At 62.0% G+C, this 16,194-nt stretch carries 19 protein-coding genes; 12 read left to right on the top strand and 7 right to left on the bottom strand.

What is annotated here, in order from left to right:
• Positions 1-101 precede the first annotated feature (101 nt).
• The 3 genes from ubiV to ubiT are packed head-to-tail and all read right to left on the bottom strand — an operon-like array spanning position 102 to position 2,504.
• Positions 102-1,025: a ubiquinone anaerobic biosynthesis protein UbiV gene (gene ubiV / locus J3R84_RS34925; RefSeq protein WP_057220045.1), complete on the bottom strand. Its 924-nt coding sequence runs from the start codon at positions 1,023-1,025 to the stop codon at positions 102-104.
• A 4-nt stretch (positions 1,026-1,029) separates the two neighbouring features.
• Positions 1,030-2,007: a ubiquinone anaerobic biosynthesis protein UbiU gene (gene ubiU, locus J3R84_RS34920; protein WP_057217002.1), complete on the bottom strand. Its 978-nt coding sequence runs from the start codon at positions 2,005-2,007 to the stop codon at positions 1,030-1,032.
• Positions 1,998-2,504: a ubiquinone anaerobic biosynthesis accessory factor UbiT gene (ubiT, locus tag J3R84_RS34915; protein ID WP_057220044.1), complete on the bottom strand. Its 507-nt coding sequence runs from the start codon at positions 2,502-2,504 to the stop codon at positions 1,998-2,000. The genes ubiU and ubiT overlap by 10 nt, the downstream gene beginning before the upstream one ends.
• Positions 2,505-2,617: 113 nt before the next feature.
• On the opposite strand from ubiT, the gene J3R84_RS34910 reads away from it, so the two are divergent.
• Together J3R84_RS34910 and J3R84_RS34905 are read left to right on the top strand one after the other, a co-directional pair.
• A complete protein-coding gene (locus J3R84_RS34910) occupies positions 2,618-4,129 on the top strand; it encodes a UbiD family decarboxylase (protein WP_057217006.1) in 1,512 nt (503 codons plus the stop codon).
• A complete protein-coding gene (locus tag J3R84_RS34905) occupies positions 4,126-4,752 on the top strand; it encodes a UbiX family flavin prenyltransferase (RefSeq protein WP_057220043.1) in 627 nt (208 codons plus the stop codon). Before J3R84_RS34910 ends, J3R84_RS34905 begins: the two co-directional genes overlap by 4 nt.
• Here J3R84_RS34905 and J3R84_RS34900 read toward each other — a convergent pair.
• From J3R84_RS34900 to J3R84_RS34890, 3 genes are all read right to left on the bottom strand, one after another.
• Positions 4,701-5,393, bottom strand: a complete 693-nt coding sequence (locus J3R84_RS34900) for an NnrU family protein (protein WP_057220042.1) — start codon at positions 5,391-5,393, stop codon at positions 4,701-4,703. The two genes, J3R84_RS34905 and J3R84_RS34900, sit on opposite strands and share 52 nt — an antisense overlap.
• Before the next feature lie 9 nt (positions 5,394-5,402).
• Positions 5,403-5,819 carry a hemerythrin domain-containing protein gene (locus tag J3R84_RS34895; RefSeq protein WP_057247457.1) on the bottom strand — a complete coding sequence of 139 codons (417 nt, stop codon included), beginning with the start codon at positions 5,817-5,819 and terminating at the stop codon, positions 5,403-5,405.
• Positions 5,820-5,939: 120 nt separating this feature from the next.
• Positions 5,940-6,101 carry a hypothetical protein gene (locus J3R84_RS34890; protein ID WP_164474911.1) on the bottom strand — a complete coding sequence of 54 codons (162 nt, stop codon included), beginning with the start codon at positions 6,099-6,101 and terminating at the stop codon, positions 5,940-5,942.
• Positions 6,102-6,224: 123 nt separating this feature from the next.
• Between J3R84_RS34890 and J3R84_RS34885 the strand changes: the two genes are divergently transcribed.
• From J3R84_RS34885 to J3R84_RS34860, 6 genes are all read left to right on the top strand, one after another.
• Positions 6,225-6,782, top strand: a complete 558-nt coding sequence (locus J3R84_RS34885; RefSeq protein ID WP_025430212.1) for a cytochrome c oxidase subunit 3 — start codon at positions 6,225-6,227, stop codon at positions 6,780-6,782.
• A gap of 4 nt (positions 6,783-6,786) precedes the next feature.
• On the top strand, positions 6,787-7,065 hold the full coding sequence (locus J3R84_RS34880) for a cytochrome C oxidase subunit IV family protein (RefSeq protein ID WP_057217014.1): 279 nt from the start codon (positions 6,787-6,789) through the stop codon (positions 7,063-7,065).
• Positions 7,066-7,237: 172 nt separating this feature from the next.
• Positions 7,238-7,690 carry a c-type cytochrome gene (locus tag J3R84_RS34875; protein WP_025430210.1) on the top strand — a complete coding sequence of 151 codons (453 nt, stop codon included), beginning with the start codon at positions 7,238-7,240 and terminating at the stop codon, positions 7,688-7,690.
• Between the two features lie 24 nt (positions 7,691-7,714).
• Entirely contained in the window at positions 7,715-9,061 is a 1,347-nt protein-coding gene (locus tag J3R84_RS34870; protein WP_025430209.1) for a nitric-oxide reductase large subunit, read from the top strand.
• Between the two features lie 67 nt (positions 9,062-9,128).
• A complete protein-coding gene (locus J3R84_RS34865; RefSeq protein WP_025430208.1) occupies positions 9,129-9,941 on the top strand; it encodes a CbbQ/NirQ/NorQ/GpvN family protein in 813 nt (270 codons plus the stop codon).
• A gap of 10 nt (positions 9,942-9,951) precedes the next feature.
• The gene (locus tag J3R84_RS34860; protein WP_057217016.1) at positions 9,952-11,853 is read left to right on the top strand and encodes a nitric oxide reductase activation protein NorD; all 1,902 of its coding nucleotides are present in this window, start codon (positions 9,952-9,954) and stop codon (positions 11,851-11,853) included.
• A 69-nt stretch (positions 11,854-11,922) separates the two neighbouring features.
• Here J3R84_RS34860 and hemN read toward each other — a convergent pair whose 3' ends face one another.
• Entirely contained in the window at positions 11,923-13,275 is a 1,353-nt protein-coding gene (hemN, locus tag J3R84_RS34855; protein ID WP_057220040.1) for an oxygen-independent coproporphyrinogen III oxidase, read from the bottom strand.
• Between the two features lie 226 nt (positions 13,276-13,501).
• On the opposite strand from hemN, the gene J3R84_RS34850 reads away from it, so the two are divergent.
• The 4 genes from J3R84_RS34850 to J3R84_RS34835 all read left to right on the top strand — a co-directional run bounded on the left by J3R84_RS34850 (position 13,502) and on the right by J3R84_RS34835 (position 16,120).
• Positions 13,502-13,792 (top strand): DUF2249 domain-containing protein, encoded by a 291-nt coding sequence (locus J3R84_RS34850; protein ID WP_057220039.1) that lies wholly within the window; start codon positions 13,502-13,504, stop codon positions 13,790-13,792.
• Between the two features lie 135 nt (positions 13,793-13,927).
• On the top strand, positions 13,928-15,292 hold the full coding sequence (locus tag J3R84_RS34845) for a hypothetical protein (RefSeq protein WP_057217020.1): 1,365 nt from the start codon (positions 13,928-13,930) through the stop codon (positions 15,290-15,292).
• A complete protein-coding gene (locus J3R84_RS34840) occupies positions 15,289-15,825 on the top strand; it encodes a DUF2249 domain-containing protein (protein WP_057220038.1) in 537 nt (178 codons plus the stop codon). Before J3R84_RS34845 ends, J3R84_RS34840 begins: the two co-directional genes overlap by 4 nt.
• Positions 15,812-16,120 carry a metal-sulfur cluster assembly factor gene (locus J3R84_RS34835; RefSeq protein ID WP_025430202.1) on the top strand — a complete coding sequence of 103 codons (309 nt, stop codon included), beginning with the start codon at positions 15,812-15,814 and terminating at the stop codon, positions 16,118-16,120. The genes J3R84_RS34840 and J3R84_RS34835 overlap by 14 nt, the downstream gene beginning before the upstream one ends.
• Positions 16,121-16,194 lie beyond the last annotated feature (74 nt).

Below are 16,194 nucleotides of genomic sequence, written 5' to 3'. Positions count from 1 at the left end.
GATCGATCAGACGCGGATGCTGCCGACGAAGTCAGCGATGTTGGCATCGTGTGTCGGCACCATGGCCGCGTGGATCAACGCATCCGCCAATGCGCGTCTCCCTAGGGTGAGGCGGTCGGGGCTGAGATCCACGACGCGCCGGATCGGCCATGGTGAAAGCCGTTCGACAACGGCACGCCGGGATAGGCGATAGCCAGCCGTTCGAGCCCCTCTGTGGCCGAGATCCGCCCGGTTGCAACGTCCTCATAGATACGGGCGACCGTCACCATGTCGCAGTCCTGCGGCGACAGCCGGATTCGGCTGACGCCGACGGCCGCCAGTTCGGCAAGCTCCTGCAACAGGCTCTGGCAGGTGTGCGACAGGGTCTGGACCCCATTGAGCGTGAGGAACGGCTGGCGATCGAGCGTCTCGACAATGAGGCCGTCGCTGTCTTCGCCGCAGATGAACTGGCAGTTGTCCTTGACCAGCCCCTTGGAGCGGGCGTGGGCGCAGCGCGCCGAGATTGCCAGCGGCACGCGGCCAAAGCCGAAGATTTCAAATTCGACATCAGGCGCATCGCGAACGATGTCGCGCACTGATGCCATGGGCAACTCCGGCGGCAGGCAGATGCTGGTCGCACCGCGTGACGCCAGCAGTCTCGCGGTGGCACCGTTGTAGACGTTGATCAGAGGTCCGATCGAATGCGGTTTGCCGGCAAGGAGCCCGAGCGCGGACAGATCGTTGGCCTCGATCGGGTGGATGCTGTCGCGCACCAGACCGCGCACGAGTTGGCTCTCGCGCTCCAGGGTGACGAGTGCAAGCGAGGCAAGGCTGACCTTCTTGCCGGCGCCTTCCAGCCGTTCGATTACTTCCGCGACATGCGGCTCGATGAAATGCAGGCGCTTCGAGCAGACCGCCTCGCCGAGGGTGACATGATCAACCGGGGCTTCGTCGGCGATACGGAAATAGAAGTCGCGCCATTTGGGTCCGTCCCAGAGGTAAAGCACCGGGCCGAGGCTGAGCGAGGGGTGGGTTGTTGCGGACATGTCGTTACCTCCACCGCTTTTCATAGGCGCCCGACGTCGTCTTCTGTCCTTCGCTGAGCCGCCTAAGTCGTGACAACAAGGCGGGCCTTTCGGCCGCATCGGCAGCGACGGCGCGGCGCATGATTGAAACAACCTCGGCGACATAGGCCTTGCCGCGCTGGCGACCCTCGATCTTCAGTGCGCCGACGCCGGCATCGCGCAAGGCATCGATATGATCCATGACATCGAGAGAAACCGGATCCTCGAAGGCGTAGCCACGCTCCTCGGCAATGTCGAAACGTCCCTTGCAGAGCGTCGGATAGCCGGCAGCCTCGCCGGCCGGAAATCGGTTGATGGTGTAGTCGCCCAGCTCCGACACCAGTTCGCTGCCATCCTCGCGGTAACGAACGTGGCTTGCCGGCGAGCAGACTCCGTTCATGTTGGGCGATTTGCCAGTGGCATAGGACGACAGCGAGCAGCGGCCTTCTGCCATCACGCAAAGCCCGCCGAAAACAAAGACCTCGATCTCGCAGCTGATCTGCCGTGCAAGGCGGGCAATATCCGGAATGGTCAGAATACGCGGAAGCACGACGCGCTTCGCTCCGAAGGTTTCGACCAGGAATTTGACGGCATCGGCGTTGGAGGCGGAAGCCTGGACCGAGACGTGTAGCCGCTGCTGAGGGTGGCGCTCGGCGGTGTAGGCCATCAATCCGAAGTCGGCGAGGATCACGGCATCGGCCCCCAGACGCACGGCATCGTCGACGGCGTCATGCCAGAGCTTTTCGTGGCCAGCCCGCATGAAGGTGTTGATGGCAACGAAGGTCATCACCTTGTGCCGGCGCGCATAGGCGATCGCCGTCTTCAGCTCGTCGCGCGAAAAGTTCAGGCCGGGAAAGTTGCGTGCATTGGTCTCGTCGCGAAAGCCGCAATAGACCGCATCGGCACCGGCATCGACGGCCTCGCGAAAGGCAGCCGGCGTGCCTGCCGGACAGATCAGTTCCATCTGGCTGCCTCCCCGGACAATGCGCGTGTCCTGATCTCAGATGCCGCGCGCAGAACCAAAGGCGCGAACGGCCCGCTCATGCGGGCGATATCTGCGGGCAGGTCGATATTGCAGTCGTCGAGCGCGTTGCGCAGCGCCAACATGGCTTCCATGTCGCCCGTTATCGTCAGGCTTCTGGAAAAGAACACGGCATCGCCGTCGATCTGGCCCTCGAGCAACGCCAGAAGCAGCACGAACTTGCCGCCCATGCAGGCGTCAGCGGCCGGCAGATGGGCAGCGCGGTGAACAGAGATGCGCCGGGCGGCCGGCTCGACCAGAAAGCTTACCGGAAGGTCCGTCGGGATGAACGCATAGCGTTTGCCGGCGTGCTCCCCGAGCCGGTCAAAAAGATCCGGATGCTGCTCGACGACCTGGGCAAAGACGAGCCGCGCGGCGTGTTCTAAGAGGGGGATTGGCACGATCCGGAGCGGCGCGGTCATCGCAAAGGGTAAGGTCATGGGCTGCCTGCATGAAAACGGAGCAAAGAATGGCCGCATGCTAGTCGGCGCGTCGCCGCCGCTGTTTGTCCCACGTCAAAGACATCGGGCATTTGCCGCCCGTAAGAGGCGGTATGAACAAGAGCTTCCGTCCCGCCAAGGGTTTCGTCTCGCTTCAGGATTTTGCCTGCGCACTGGAGCGTGAGGGGGAGCTGAAGCGTATCTCCCGTCCCGTGTCGCTGGTGCACGAGGTGACGGAGATCCACCGGCGCATTCTGGCGGATCATGGCCCGGCTTTGCTCTTCGAGCGGCCGGTCGATGCGTCTGGACGCATCCACAACATCCCGCTCTTGGCCAATCTCTTTGGCACCGAGCGTCGGATCGAACGTGGTTTCGGCCTGCAGAACGGCGGACTGACCGCGCTTGCGCGAGACCTGGCAGAGCTGCGGGACCCGCGGGCGCCGGGGTCGCTGCGCGACGCCTGGGACCGGCTGCCGCTGTTGCGCTCGGCGCTCTTCATGCGGCCGAAACATGTGACATCAGCACCGTGCCAAGACATCGTCTGGCGCGGTACGGACATCGACCTTGCTCGATTGCCGATCCAATGGTGCTGGCCGGGCGAACCCGCACCGCTGATCACCTGGCCACTGGTGATCACCCGCGCACCGGACGATCCGCGTGATGTCAATGTCGGCATCTATCGTATGCAGGTGCTTGGCCGGGATCGAGTGATCCTGCGCTGGCTTGCCCATCGCGGCGGCGCGCGACACCATCGCCTGTGGCAGCGCCAGGGGCGCGACATGCCGGTTGCCGTAGCAATCGGCGCCGATCCTGCGACGATCCTCGCTTCGGTCATGCCGCTGCCGGAGGGGCTGAGCGAGCTCAACTTTGCCGGATTGCTGCGGCGCAGCCGAACGCAATTAGTCGCCGCCACATCGGTGCCGCTGGCCGTGCCGGCAAATGCCGAGATCGTGCTTGAGGGAACGGTGTCGGCAACCGAGACCGCCGACGAGGGCCCCTATGGTGACCATACCGGCTACTACAATTCGGTCGAGCCGTTTCCGGTCATGACGCTTTCTGCCATCACCACGCGCCGTGCCCCCTATTACCTCTCCACCTACACCGGCCGCCCGCCAGACGAGCCTTCGCGGCTCGGCGAGGCGATGAACACATTGTTCATTCCGCTCGCCAAGAAGCAGTTCCCCGAGATCACCGATCTCTGGCTGCCGCCGGAAGCCTGTTCGTATCGCGCCATGGTGGTCGCGATCGACAAGCGTTATCCCGGACAGGCGAAACGCCTGATGATGGGTCTGTGGTCGATGCTGCCGCAGTTCAGCTACACCAAGCTGATCATCGCGGTCGATCCGGATATCAATGTCCGCCACTGGCCCGACGTCATGTGGGCGCTGGCGACCCGCTTCGATGCCAGCCGCGATGTCACCATCATTGCCGACACCCCGATCGACTATCTCGATTTTGCGTCGCCGCGCTCCGGTCTCGGCGGCAAGCTCGGGCTGGATGCCACCACCAAGATCGGTTCCGAGACCGATCGGGAATGGGGGCGAGTGCTCGACATGACGCCGGATGTCGTCCGCCAGGTGGATGCCATCTGGGCCGATCTTGGGCTTGAAAGGAAAGCATCATGAGCAGGCACCGAATTGTCGTCGGCATCACCGGTGCGTCGGGCGCTGCCATACCGTTGCGCATTGCCGAGCGGCTTGCACAGATCGAGGAAGTGGAGATGCATCTGGTGCTATCGCCGTCGGCCCATCGCACACTTGCCCATGAGGTTGGCGGACATGCGCTGTTGCGGTTGCTGGAGAAGACGGACCGGACCTATGAGCATGACGATATCGGCGCTGCGATCGCCAGCGGGTCGTTTCCGACCGCCGGCATGATCGTCGCGCCCTGTTCGATGCGCACGCTTGCTGCGATCGCCAACGGGCTTGCCGACAATCTCATCGTTCGCGCCGCGGACGTGCACCTGAAGGAACGCCGTCGTCTGGTGCTGATGGCGCGCGAAACGCCGCTGCATCTCGGCCACTTGCGCAACATGTGTGCGGTGACCGAGATGGGAGCGATCGTCATGCCGCCGGTGCCGGCGTTCTACAATCGGCCTGATAGCGTCGAGGCAATCATCGATCATCTCGCCGCAAGGGCGATCGATCTCCTCGCGCTGCCGATCGGCCCGCTTGCGACCGCCTGGCAGGGGGAGGTTCAGTCGAAAGGCAACGCCTGCAACAGCGGATCTGCCCCGAACATAACGTAGTGGCCACCGGCGAGCAGCCAGAACGTGATCGCCGCGGTCGCGAAGGCTGACAGGATCATCACCGGATCGAGGCGCAGGCACGCCTGACCTTTCAATATCGCGACAAAGGGCCAAATCGAGGTGCCTTGCTGGGCAATCGACCAATTGTCCGCCAGGCGGCGCCGCACACGCTTTTCCACCATGAGGAAACCGCCGAGCGCAAACAGCGCGAAGCCGCCGAAGAGCACTAGGGAGCGCAGATCGCCATTGGCGACGACATGGCCAAGAGCCCACAGAAGGAAGCCACAAAGCACCGGGTGACGTGTGACGCTGACGATCGCTCCCTTCCGGGCGTTGCTCTGGTAAATGGAGATCGACAACGGGTTCTCACTGAACAGGCCGGCGAGAACGAGGAAGAGCCCGAGTGGCGCGAGGACGAATGTCGTCCACGCCTGCCACGGGGCCGGCTCCCAGAGCGGGATGAAATCGAGCGCAAGCGCTGCCTGAAAAACCCAGATGAGCGCGACGATCGACAGCAGCGAATAGACGGTGAAATAGGTCCGCCGCCCCAATAGTGTGATCAGCCGCTGACGCAGCGTCGGCAATGCCGGCACCATATGAAGGGCAAGGAAAACTGCGAATGCCGCGAGAAAATTGTACATCACTGGGCCTCAGATCCTCTCAGCAAGGAGCAACCGTTCTGTCGCGATATGGCGCCGGACGGTTTCGAAAAAGGCGCGCAGCATGTAGCCGATCGCCTCCCAGCTGTGCGGGCAGCGCGCGTGAAGCAGTTCATGGAGGACGCGGGCGACTTGCTCGGCCAGTTTTCCGTCATGCCGGTGCTCGTCGCGCAAACGCTCGATCAGCCTCTGTCCGTCGTTGGGGCTTCTTGCCGCCATGATGGCTGGAAACAGGATCTGATCCTCAAGCCTGTGCACGGCCAGCAGCGTCGATGGCAACTTCTCTGCAATCTCGCTGCAAGCGGCCGCATCGATGCGGCGCGGCAGGGAGTCGGCAATCGCCTCGAGGCGATCACACAATCCGAGTAGGCTCTGATAGCCTTCTTCCAAGGCAGTCCGTCCGGGCATGGGCAGCTCCGTCAGCGAGATTTGTCATCCCTCAAACGTCTAGGCGCAATCGAAAGGGCGATCTTTGACATTTCGCAAACTGGATGGTGACCGCCTGGTGAGGAGACATCCGCGACATGGCTATTGCGACGGGTCGAGGAAGAGCACGACGGCGATCGCGACGGAAAACAGGATAGCCGACAGCGTTGCCGCACGCTGCAGGACCCCCATGCGATAGAGAAGGATGGCGAACCCGACAATGATCGGGGTTGCGACGGAAAGGCCGATTTGAGCATCTGTCATCGAAAAACTCCTGGAATGATCCTGCTGCTATCAGCCCAGTTGCCAGGCCTCTTTGCGTAATCGCAAAGACAGGTCATCCCCGCCTGCCTAGGTGTCGGCCGGTTCCGGCAAAGGAGTTGGCGCATGGACGGACGGGCACTCCCGGTTCAAGACGCAGACGAGAACGCATCCGCGGATGACCTTCTGCTTTGGGTGCTGGTGTGGAGCGAGTTGGCCGCCTTCGGCATCCTGCTCGTAGGTTTTCTCGTGGTCGGTGTCATCCAGGCGGACGCGTTTGCCGCCGCCCGTTCACATCTCAACCCGTTGCTCGCAGGTATCAATACGCTCGTTCTTCTGACCAGCGGCTGGCAGGCGGCTCTGGCGACGCGTCCGGCAGCTTCGACGCCGACGCGCCGGCGCGCGCTCGTTCTTGCCGCGCTCTTCGGTTTCGCCTTCGTGGCCATCAAGCTGTTCGAATATTCGACCGAAGTCGCCGTCGCCGGGTTGCCGAAGTTCGGCGCCTTCTTCGAGCTCTATTTCCTCATCACTGGCTTCCACCTGCTGCATGTCGCCTTCGGCAGCGTGATTCTGCTGTTGGTCGCCTGGCGCCCAAGCCCGGGAAACATCGCTCTGATCACCACGCTCTGGCACGTCATCGACCTTGTCTGGATCGTGATGTTCCCGATCATCTATCTCGCGTGACGCCATGACCCATCACAATGCGCGCCGACTTCGCAATACCTTTGCCGTGCTGATCGCGATCGTGCTTTCGGGCATGGCCATCATGACGATTTGCGGCGGCACGGCTTTCGTGATCGCGGCCCTGCTGGTGCTGGCGGTGATCAAATGCCGGCTTGTTGCCCTCGATTTCATGGGCCTTGGTCAGGCGCCGGCTGGCCTGCGGTTTGGCCTCTTGGCCTGGCCGATGATGCTTGCGCTTCTGGCCCTGGCCAAGCTTGCGATGGACGTGGTGCTATCCGCTTGAAACCACTCTCTGTCTTGTTTGCCAAAACGCAAAGAAGGCCCTTCGGAAATCCCTAGACATGGGTCGCGCCCCGACAGTTCGTCGGTGCCGCACGTCGCGGCGCCAAGCGGGGAGGGGATCAGATAAGCCGGCCACGGTGTTTGCGGCCGGCCGAAGTCGAAAGGATGACGTGATGGCAGAACGCCTCACCAAGACCGGGGCCCGAAACGTCTTTTACGGCGGGTCCTTTTTCTTTTTTGCAATCTTTGTCGGGCTTACCGCCCACAGTCACTACTACATGCGGACTGTTTCGACCGATGAGTCGACCCTGACGGACGCCGTCGCCCGCGGCAAGCACGTCTGGGAAAAGAACGCCTGTATCAACTGCCACACGCTTCTCGGTGAAGGCGCCTATTTCGCGCCCGAGCTCGGCAATGTCTGGAAACGCTGGGGCGGCGAGACCGATCCGGAAGGTGCGCGCGAGACGATGAAGGCCTGGATGGCGGCCCAGCCGAGCGGCATCGAAGGGCGCCGCCAGATGCCGCAGTTCAACCTGACCGAACAGGAACTCAACGACCTCGCCGATTTCCTGGAGTGGACGAGCCGCATCAAGACCCAGAACTGGCCGCCGAACGAGGCCGGCTAAGCGTTGCGATTGGAGTGTGAAATCATGAAATACCAGACCCAGAAGGTCGCAATGCTCTACTTCTACGGAGCAATCGGCCTGTTCCTCGCCCAGGTGCTGTTCGGCGTCCTTGCCGGCACCATCTACGTCCTTCCCAATACCTTGTCCGAACTGTTGCCTTTCAACATCGTTCGCATGGTGCACACCAACGCGCTCATCGTCTGGCTGCTGATGGGCTTCATGGGGGCCACCTATTATCTCCTGCCGGAAGAGGCGGAGACCGAGCTTTACAGCACGAAGATCGCAATCGCGCAGTTCTGGATCTTCCTGATCGCGGCTGCGATTGCCGTCGTCGGCTATCTCCTGCACATCCACGAAGGCCGAGAGTTTCTCGAACAACCCTTCGCGATCAAGGTCGGCATCGTCATCGTCGCTCTGATGTTCCTCTATAACATCACGCTGACGGTCCTTAAGGGCCGCAAGACGACCGTCACCAACATCCTGATCTTCGGGCTCTGGGGTGTGGCGATCTTCTTCCTCTTTGCCTTCTACAATCCGATCAATCTCGCGCTCGACAAGATGTACTGGTGGTACGTGGTTCATCTCTGGGTCGAAGGCGTCTGGGAACTGATCATGGCTTCGGTGCTCGCCTTCCTGATGATCAAGCTCAACGGCATCGACCGGGAAGTCGTCGAAAAGTGGCTCTATGTCATCGTCGGCCTGGCACTGTTTTCAGGCATCCTCGGCACTGGCCACCACTACTACTGGATCGGCGCGCCGGGCTACTGGCAGTGGATCGGTTCGCTGTTCTCGACGCTCGAGGTCGCACCGTTCTTCACCATGGTGATCTTCACCTTCGTGATGACCTGGAAGGCCGGTCGCAAGCATCCGAACAGGGCAGCGCTGCTGTGGTCGATCGGCTGCTCGGTGATGGCCTTCTTCGGCGCCGGCGTCTGGGGCTTCCTGCACACGCTGTCGTCGGTGAACTACTACACCCACGGCACACAGGTGACCGCCGCTCACGGGCACCTCGCCTTCTTCGGTGCCTATGTCATGCTCAACCTTGCGGTCATGGCCTATGCGATCCCCGAAATCCGCGGGCGGGCGCCCTATAACCAGATGCTTTCGATGGTCAGCTTCTGGATCATGTGCACGGCCATGTCCGTGATGACCTTCGCGCTCACCTTCGCCGGTGTGCTGCAGGCCCATCTGCAGCGCGTGCTCGGTGAAAGCTACATGGACGTCCAGGACCAGCTCGCGCTGTTCTACTGGATCCGCCTTGGCTCCGGCGTCTTCGTGCTGATCTCGGCACTGATGTTCGTCTGGGCAATCCTCGTCCCCGGCCGGGAACGCAGCAAGACGCTGAGCGCATCGATGCAGCCCGCAGAATGAATGAACGTGCCGGTCCGGGTTACCCGGACCGGCCAATCTCCTTCCTCCTTTTTTACGGAGTCATGCCATGAGCATTGTTCAACCAAGCCTGGTACCGGTATCGATCGACATTCCGGCCTATAGCCCCTCCGGCAATGAATGCGCGCTGTTCGAGAATGCCTGGGTCCGGCAATTGCCGCTTCTGCTCAAGGGGCCGACCGGTTGCGGCAAGACGCGTTTCGTCAGCCATATGGCAGCAAAGCTCGGCCTGCCGCTTTCCACCGTCTCCTGCCATGACGATCTGGCCGCAGCGGATCTGACCGGACGCTACCTGTTGAAGGGCGGAGATACGATCTGGGTCGATGGCCCCCTGACGCGCGCCGTGCGTGAAGGCGGGATCTGCTACCTCGACGAGATCGTCGAGGCACGCAAGGATGTCACCGTCGTGCTGCATCCGCTGACAGACGACCGCCGCATGTTGCCGCTGGAGCGGACCGGCGAGCTGCTCGAAGCGCCTTCAGCGTTCATGCTGGTCGTCTCCTACAATCCCGGCTACCAGAACCTGCTCAAGAGCCTGAAGCCGAGCACCCGACAGCGCTTCGTCGCGATCGAGTTCGATTTCCTGCCACGCAACCAGGAGATCGAAGTGGTCTCGCGCGAGAGCGGACTGGCCGCAAGCCAGGTCGCGCCACTCGTCAACCTCGCTCAGCGCCTGCGCGCACTCAAAGGGCATGATCTCGAGGAGGGCGTCTCGACGCGGCTGCTTGTCTATTGCGCCTGCCTGATCGATGCCGGAATGCCGATCAGGGACGCGGTGCGCGCTGCGATGATCGAGCCGCTGACCGACGAGCCGGACGTGCGGGCAGCCCTTCTCGAAGTCGCCGCCTCCTTGATCGCCTGAGGACAGGCCCATGCTGGATTTCCTAGAACTCGAAGAAACCGTCGGGCGCGCCTGGCACCGGTTCATTGGCAACACCGGCACCTGGCGACGTTATCCCGAACAGGCTGTCAAACTGGCCGACATGATGCCGATGCTGGCGATCAGCTTTCGGGGACACGGCGGCGAGACCGCGGTCCAGATCGTTCCCGCACGCGGCCGCACCTCTGGCCACCGTCTGAAGTGGCGACAGAAAATGGGTCTCGGCGAGGAAAAGCTCGTTCAGCCTGGCCGGGATCACGCCTCGTTGATGCTGCCGGGCGAGATCGACATCTTTCCCGACCGGAAACTCAACATTGACCTCTATCTCTGGCTGGTCGCCTATATGGCGACCATGCCGCTTGCCCCGCGTGATGAGGCCGACCCGTTACAGGCCGACCTTACGTATCTGTCGCGGGCGCAGGAAACCGTGGCGGAGGTCTTTCAGCGATTTCCGGGCATGCGCCATAAATACTGCCGCCTGGCTGAAGCCGTTCTCGTCGAGCGCCAGCGCGGTTCACTCCCGTCGGTAGAGCAGCATGTCGAAAACCGTGTCCTGCGGCTGTTGCGCAAGGCGGCCGGACAGCCGGATACGACTTTGCCGGTAATCTTCCCGCATCGCGCGCCGCCGGGATATTTGCCGCTGCTGCCGGTGCCGCTGTGGCCCGATACCTTGCTGCGACCCGAGACCATTACCGAACGCGATGACGATGTGGCGGCAACAGGTGCCGCCTCCAGCCAGATCGCCGAGACCGAACGGCACGTGGCCGTCAGGGAAAACCCGGAGAACCGCAAGGGCGATCGTAGCCCCTTCATCCTCAACCGCTTCGAAAAAATTCTGGCGATGGCCGAGATGGTCAATGTCGACCGGCCGTCCGACGACAGCGACGAACACGACAACAAGGCCGCACAGGATCTTGACGAGATGACGCTCGGCGAGCGGAAGGGCCGCCCGTCTGCGCGTTTCCGCTTTGATCTCGACCTGCCGCCGGAAGCCGTCGACCCGACACCGCTGACATCAGAACTGACCTATCCCGAATGGAACTACAGGACGTCGAGCTATCTGAAAGACCATTGCCGGGTGCTGGCCAGCCCAGCCTCGGGCATGGAGGACCGGGCTGAACTCACACCGGAAACCAGGAGCCTGATCCGGCGGGTACGGCGCCAGTTCGAAGTGCTGCGTCCGCGCAACGAGATCCTGCGCGCGCAGATCGACGGCGCCGATCTCGATCTCGATGCCGTGGTGCGGGCTCGCACCGATCTGGCGGCCGGCGGGCAGGGGAGCGATCGCATCCATCTGATGAGCCGCCCGCAGGTTCACGACCTCGCCGTCACCATCCTGGTCGACGTCTCGCTTTCAACCGATGCCTGGTCCGACAATCGCCGGGTGCTGGACGTCGAAAAGGAGGCGCTGCTCATTCTCGCCCATGGCCTTTCGGCCTGCGGCGACAATCATTCGATCCTCACTTTCACCTCGCGGCGGCGCGACTGGGTGAAAGTGGAAAGCGTCAAAGCTTTCGACGAGCCGATGGGCCCGCTGGTCGAATCCCGTATCGCCGCATTGAAGCCGGGATATTACACCCGCATCGGTGCGGCTATCCGCCATGCCACATCAGAGCTCCAGAGGCAGCCCAACCGCAAGAAGCTGCTTTTGGTCCTGACCGACGGCAAGCCGAACGACGTCGATCACTATGAGGGACGCTTCGCGCTGGAGGACAGCCGCAGGGCGGTGATGGAAGCGCGCCGCAGCGGCATCAGCGCTTTTGCCGTCACCGTCGACCGCGAGGCGAGGTCCTATGTGCCTGCCATGTTCGGCCAGAACGGTTATGCGCTGGTCGGCAATATCACCCGGCTGCCGGCGGCATTGCCGGCGATCTACCGAAGCCTGGCGGGATAGAACGGTCAGGTACAACACGAAAAGGCCCGGTCTCGACCGGGCCTTTTCGTGTTTGTGGTCAACCGAGGTTCAGGCCGCCTTGCTGTGCGTGCGTTGCGCGTCGTCGATATAGGCATCGAATGCTGCGGCCACGGCGCGGATCACGAAGCGATGATCCTGGCTTACCGTTATGACGCCGTCGGCGATATCCAGCACGCCGTCATTGGCCATCGTCGTCAGCCGTGCATTGCCACCGAGAAGGACCTTCGGGTCGCGTCCGTGTGCGGTGGCGATTGCCTTGATGTCGACCGTGAAGTCGCACATCAGTCTCTCGATGATCGCGGCACGCAGGCGATCCTCATCGGTCAAACGATAGCCTTTGGTCGTTGCCAGCCGTCCAGACGCGATGTGGCTTGCATAAAGTCCTGGGGGAACCTCGTTCTGCACGTAGCCGGCTTGTGACCGGCCGATTGCCGAGGCGCCGAAGCCTATCAGCGTTTCACAATTGTCCGTAGTATAGCCCTGAAAATTCCGCCGAAGCGTGCCGGAGGATTGCGCGAGCACGAGATCGTCGTCGGGCAGGGCGAAGTGGTCGAGCCCGATCTGGCGGTAACCCGCTTCACAGAGCGCCTCGCTGATGGCGAGCGCCTGATCGGTGCGCGCCGAAGCGTCGGGCAGCACGTTCTCGTCGATCATGCGCTGGTGTTTCTTGAACGACGGCACATGCGCGTAGCCGAAGACGGCAAATCGCTCCGGCCGCATCGCCACTGCCGCCTGGACCGTCTCGACGCAGGAGCGAACCGTCTGGTGCGGCAATCCATAGATCAGGTCGAAATTGATTCCGGTGACACCGGCTTTGCGAAGATGCGCCACTGCATCCGCCGTCTGCTGTTCTGTCTGAATGCGGTTGATCGCCTTCTGGACGACCGGGTCAAAGCTCTGCACGCCGAGGCTGGCGCGTCCAACGCCCCCCTCGCCAAGCGCTTGCGCCATGGCTGCGGTCAGGCGTCGGGGATCGATTTCGACAGCCACGCCTGTCTTTTGACCAAACAGGTAGCGTTCGCGCAGGAGGGCCATCAGGGAAAGGAACTCTTCCGGCTCGATGATCGTCGGCGTCCCGCCGCCGAAATGGACCTCGCCGATCGGCAGCGGCGCGGACACATGATCGGCCACCATGCCGATCTCCTGCCTCAGCACGTTGAGGTAATCGAGGATCGGTTCGTCCTGCCGGGTAATCGTGGTGTGGCAACCGCAATACCAGCACATCGATCGACAGAAGGGGATGTGCAGATAAAGAGACACATCGCGATCCGCGGGAACCGCGCCGAGCCAATCGGCGTAGGTCTTGCGATCGACATCGGCGGAAAAGCGCGGTGCGGTCGGGTAGCTGGTGTAACGCGGCAAGCGCATCTCGGCATATTTCAAAAGGGCGGTGGACTGCATGGCGGTTCCTATCGGCTTGTCGAAACAATCGACCCGTTTCTAGGCCTCGTGCCCCCGTCGTTCTTTGCGAAATGCCAAGTAACCGAGCATGAAGGCGCAAAGCGGGATTTGTTTGCGCTTCGACAAAATGTCGCGTTGCCGTCGGCATTAGCCTTTGCAAATCCGGGCCGTTTGCGCCGGCGTTTCCCGGAAACCGAGGCAACAACGGCGCCCTGAACGGACTGAGATGACCACTGCAGAAACAGAAACCAAGCCCTTCATCGACGTGCGCACCATCCCGCCGGTGGAGCGCCATCCGAAGATCTTCGGCATGCTCAATGCGCTGGCCGAGGGCGGCTCCTTCATCATCGTCAACGACCATGATCCGCGTCCGCTGCACTATCAGCTGGAAAGCCGCTACCCCGGCGAATTCACCTGGGATTACCTCGAAAAGGGACCGGATGTCTGGCGGGTCGAAATCGGCCGGCAACAGGCCTCCGGCTGCGATTGCTGCTGCGGCAGCAGCAGCGGCCACTGATACGAGGGTCCCGGTTAGGGCGTTTCCAGTTTAGGCAGAGCCGCAGGAACGCTCTATCTCTTTGTGTTTACGCATTTCCGGCCGGAAAACCGCTTCGCACTTTTCCTGGAAATGCACTCTTCTGGATGAACCGCGATGTTCGGAGCCACGCTTTCCCGCTGGACGATGTCCTATTTCGCGGCCGCGCTGATCTTTCTTGCCACCAGCGAGATCATGATGGTCCTCGGCTTCGGATATCCGGTTTCCTCCATCGAGGCACCTGAGACGCTGGCGCTCGTCCATACCATTGCGCTCGGATGGCTCAGCCTGCTGATGGCGGGGGCACTGCTGCAGTTCGTGCCTGTTCTCGTTGGTCGGCCGCTTTCGTTTCCCAACCTGGCTTTTCCGGCTCTGGCGCTGCTGGTTGTCGGCATAACCAGCCTGGTGCTTGGTTTTGCCAGCCTCGCAGGCGCCGTCAGCCTTTCACCGCTCCTTCTGCCGTTCGGGGCGACTGTGACGATCGCCGGTTTCGGCCTGCTCATCATCATCTTTGCATCGACGCTTTGGCAGGCGCGACCGCTGCCCTTGCCCGCGCGGTTTGTCGCCGTTGGTCTTGGCTCGCTGGTCATGACCTTCATTCTCGGTGGCATCTACGCATTCGTCCTTGCCGGACTTGCCGATGCGCCGGCCGCGATCGATCTGACGCTCGAAGGTGTTTCGCTCCATGCCACGTTGGGGCTGGGCGGCTGGCTGAGTTTTACGACCATGGGGGTCAGCTACCGTCTTTTGACCATGTTCATGCTGTCGCCGGACCGCGAACGGCATAGCAGCAGGATCGTCTGGGCGCTGGGTGCTGTTGCCCTCGGAATGATCGTCTGCATTGTGCCGATGATCCTTTCCGGTTCGGACGGGCGGACGATCCTGCTCGTCGGTGCGGCGCTCGCCGGTGTGATCGCCATTGGAATTTACATGGCGGACATCGTGCGGATCTACCGCGAGCGCAAACGCAAGCTCATCGAATTGAACAGCCGCGCCGGCATCGGCGCTTTCGTGGCGCTGATTGTCGCGACCGTATTCCTTGTAGCTTCGGTCTTGAGCGGCCGCATCGAAGAAGGCGTCGGTCCGCTCGTCTATCTCGTCACTTTTGGCTGGCTGACGGGCATGGGGCTGGCACAGCTCTACAAGATCGTTCCCTTCATCACCTGGCTCGAATGTTACGGCGCGCTGCTTGGACGCATGCCGACGCCGCGCGTTCAGGATCTGGTCGTCGAAACGCGTGCGGCGTTCTGGTTTCGCCTCTACTATCTCACCGTGATCGTTGCCTCGACAGCGCTCTATTTCGACAACGCATTGCTGTTTCGGGCGAGCAGCCTTGGCCAGTTGATTGCGGTCAATGCGTTGCTTTGGGAATTCGTGGCAACACGAAGGCTCAGCAACGTGCCCGGCAATCTTCAGCTTCCTGGCGGCTTCGCCCGTCCGCATCTCTTCTTCCCATCGTTTCAGTCACGGAGACAACCATGATCAAAGACCCCTACGAACTCGACGTCCGGCCGCTTCTCAAAAGCGGTAGCGATCCGTTCCAGGCCATCATGCGCGCCGTCGACGGTCTGGCACCCGGACAACCGCTCAAACTGATTGCAACGTTCAGGCCGGTGCCGCTTTTCAGCGTCATGGCCGGCCGCGGCTTTGCCCACCAGGACCAGCCGCTCGGCAACGGTGACTGGGAGGTTCTATTCACGCCGGAGGAACAGGTCGACGAGATCAGGGTCTCCGCCGGCGACACGGATCTGGACGCCTGGCCGGATCCCGCGCGCCAGCTCGACCTGACGGATCTGGACCCGCCCGAGCCGATGGTTCGCATCCTCGCCGTGGTGGAAAAGATGCAGGCAGGCGAGGTGCTTTTCGCACTTCTCGCGCGTGAACCGTTGTTTCTCTATCCCGAACTTGCCATGCGCGGCCACAAATGGGCCGGGAACTTCGACGCGGCGGGCGAGACCTATCGCATCCTGATCCGCGTCGGTGGACACAAGGGGCACGAAAATGCAGCCGACTGAACGCGAAGAGCTGGTCGAAAGCATACGCAGCGCCCTGCGGATGATTGTCGATCCGGAAATGGGGTCCAATGTCGTGGATCTCGGTTTGATCTACGACATTGCTGTCCAGGATGGCGGCATCGTCCGCGTAACGATGACCACGACGATAAAGGCCTGCCCCGCCACGGCCTTTCTCAAGGAAGCCGTGCAGAACTGCGTCTGGTACGTTCCCGGCGTCGAATATGCCGAAGTGCGGCTGACCTACGAGCCGCCATGGACCCCGGAAATGATGCGCGAGGCATCTGCCAGGTATTAGGTCGTGGACGTGTAAACTTGCAGGCATGTAGCGTGCTGGTGCGCACTGTGCTGTCAATCATCTGAACCACAGCA

Source organism: Ensifer canadensis (genome assembly GCF_017488845.2).
GTDB lineage: Bacteria > Pseudomonadota > Alphaproteobacteria > Rhizobiales > Rhizobiaceae > Ensifer > Ensifer canadensis.
This window is presented reverse-complemented; position numbering and strand designations above follow the sequence as displayed.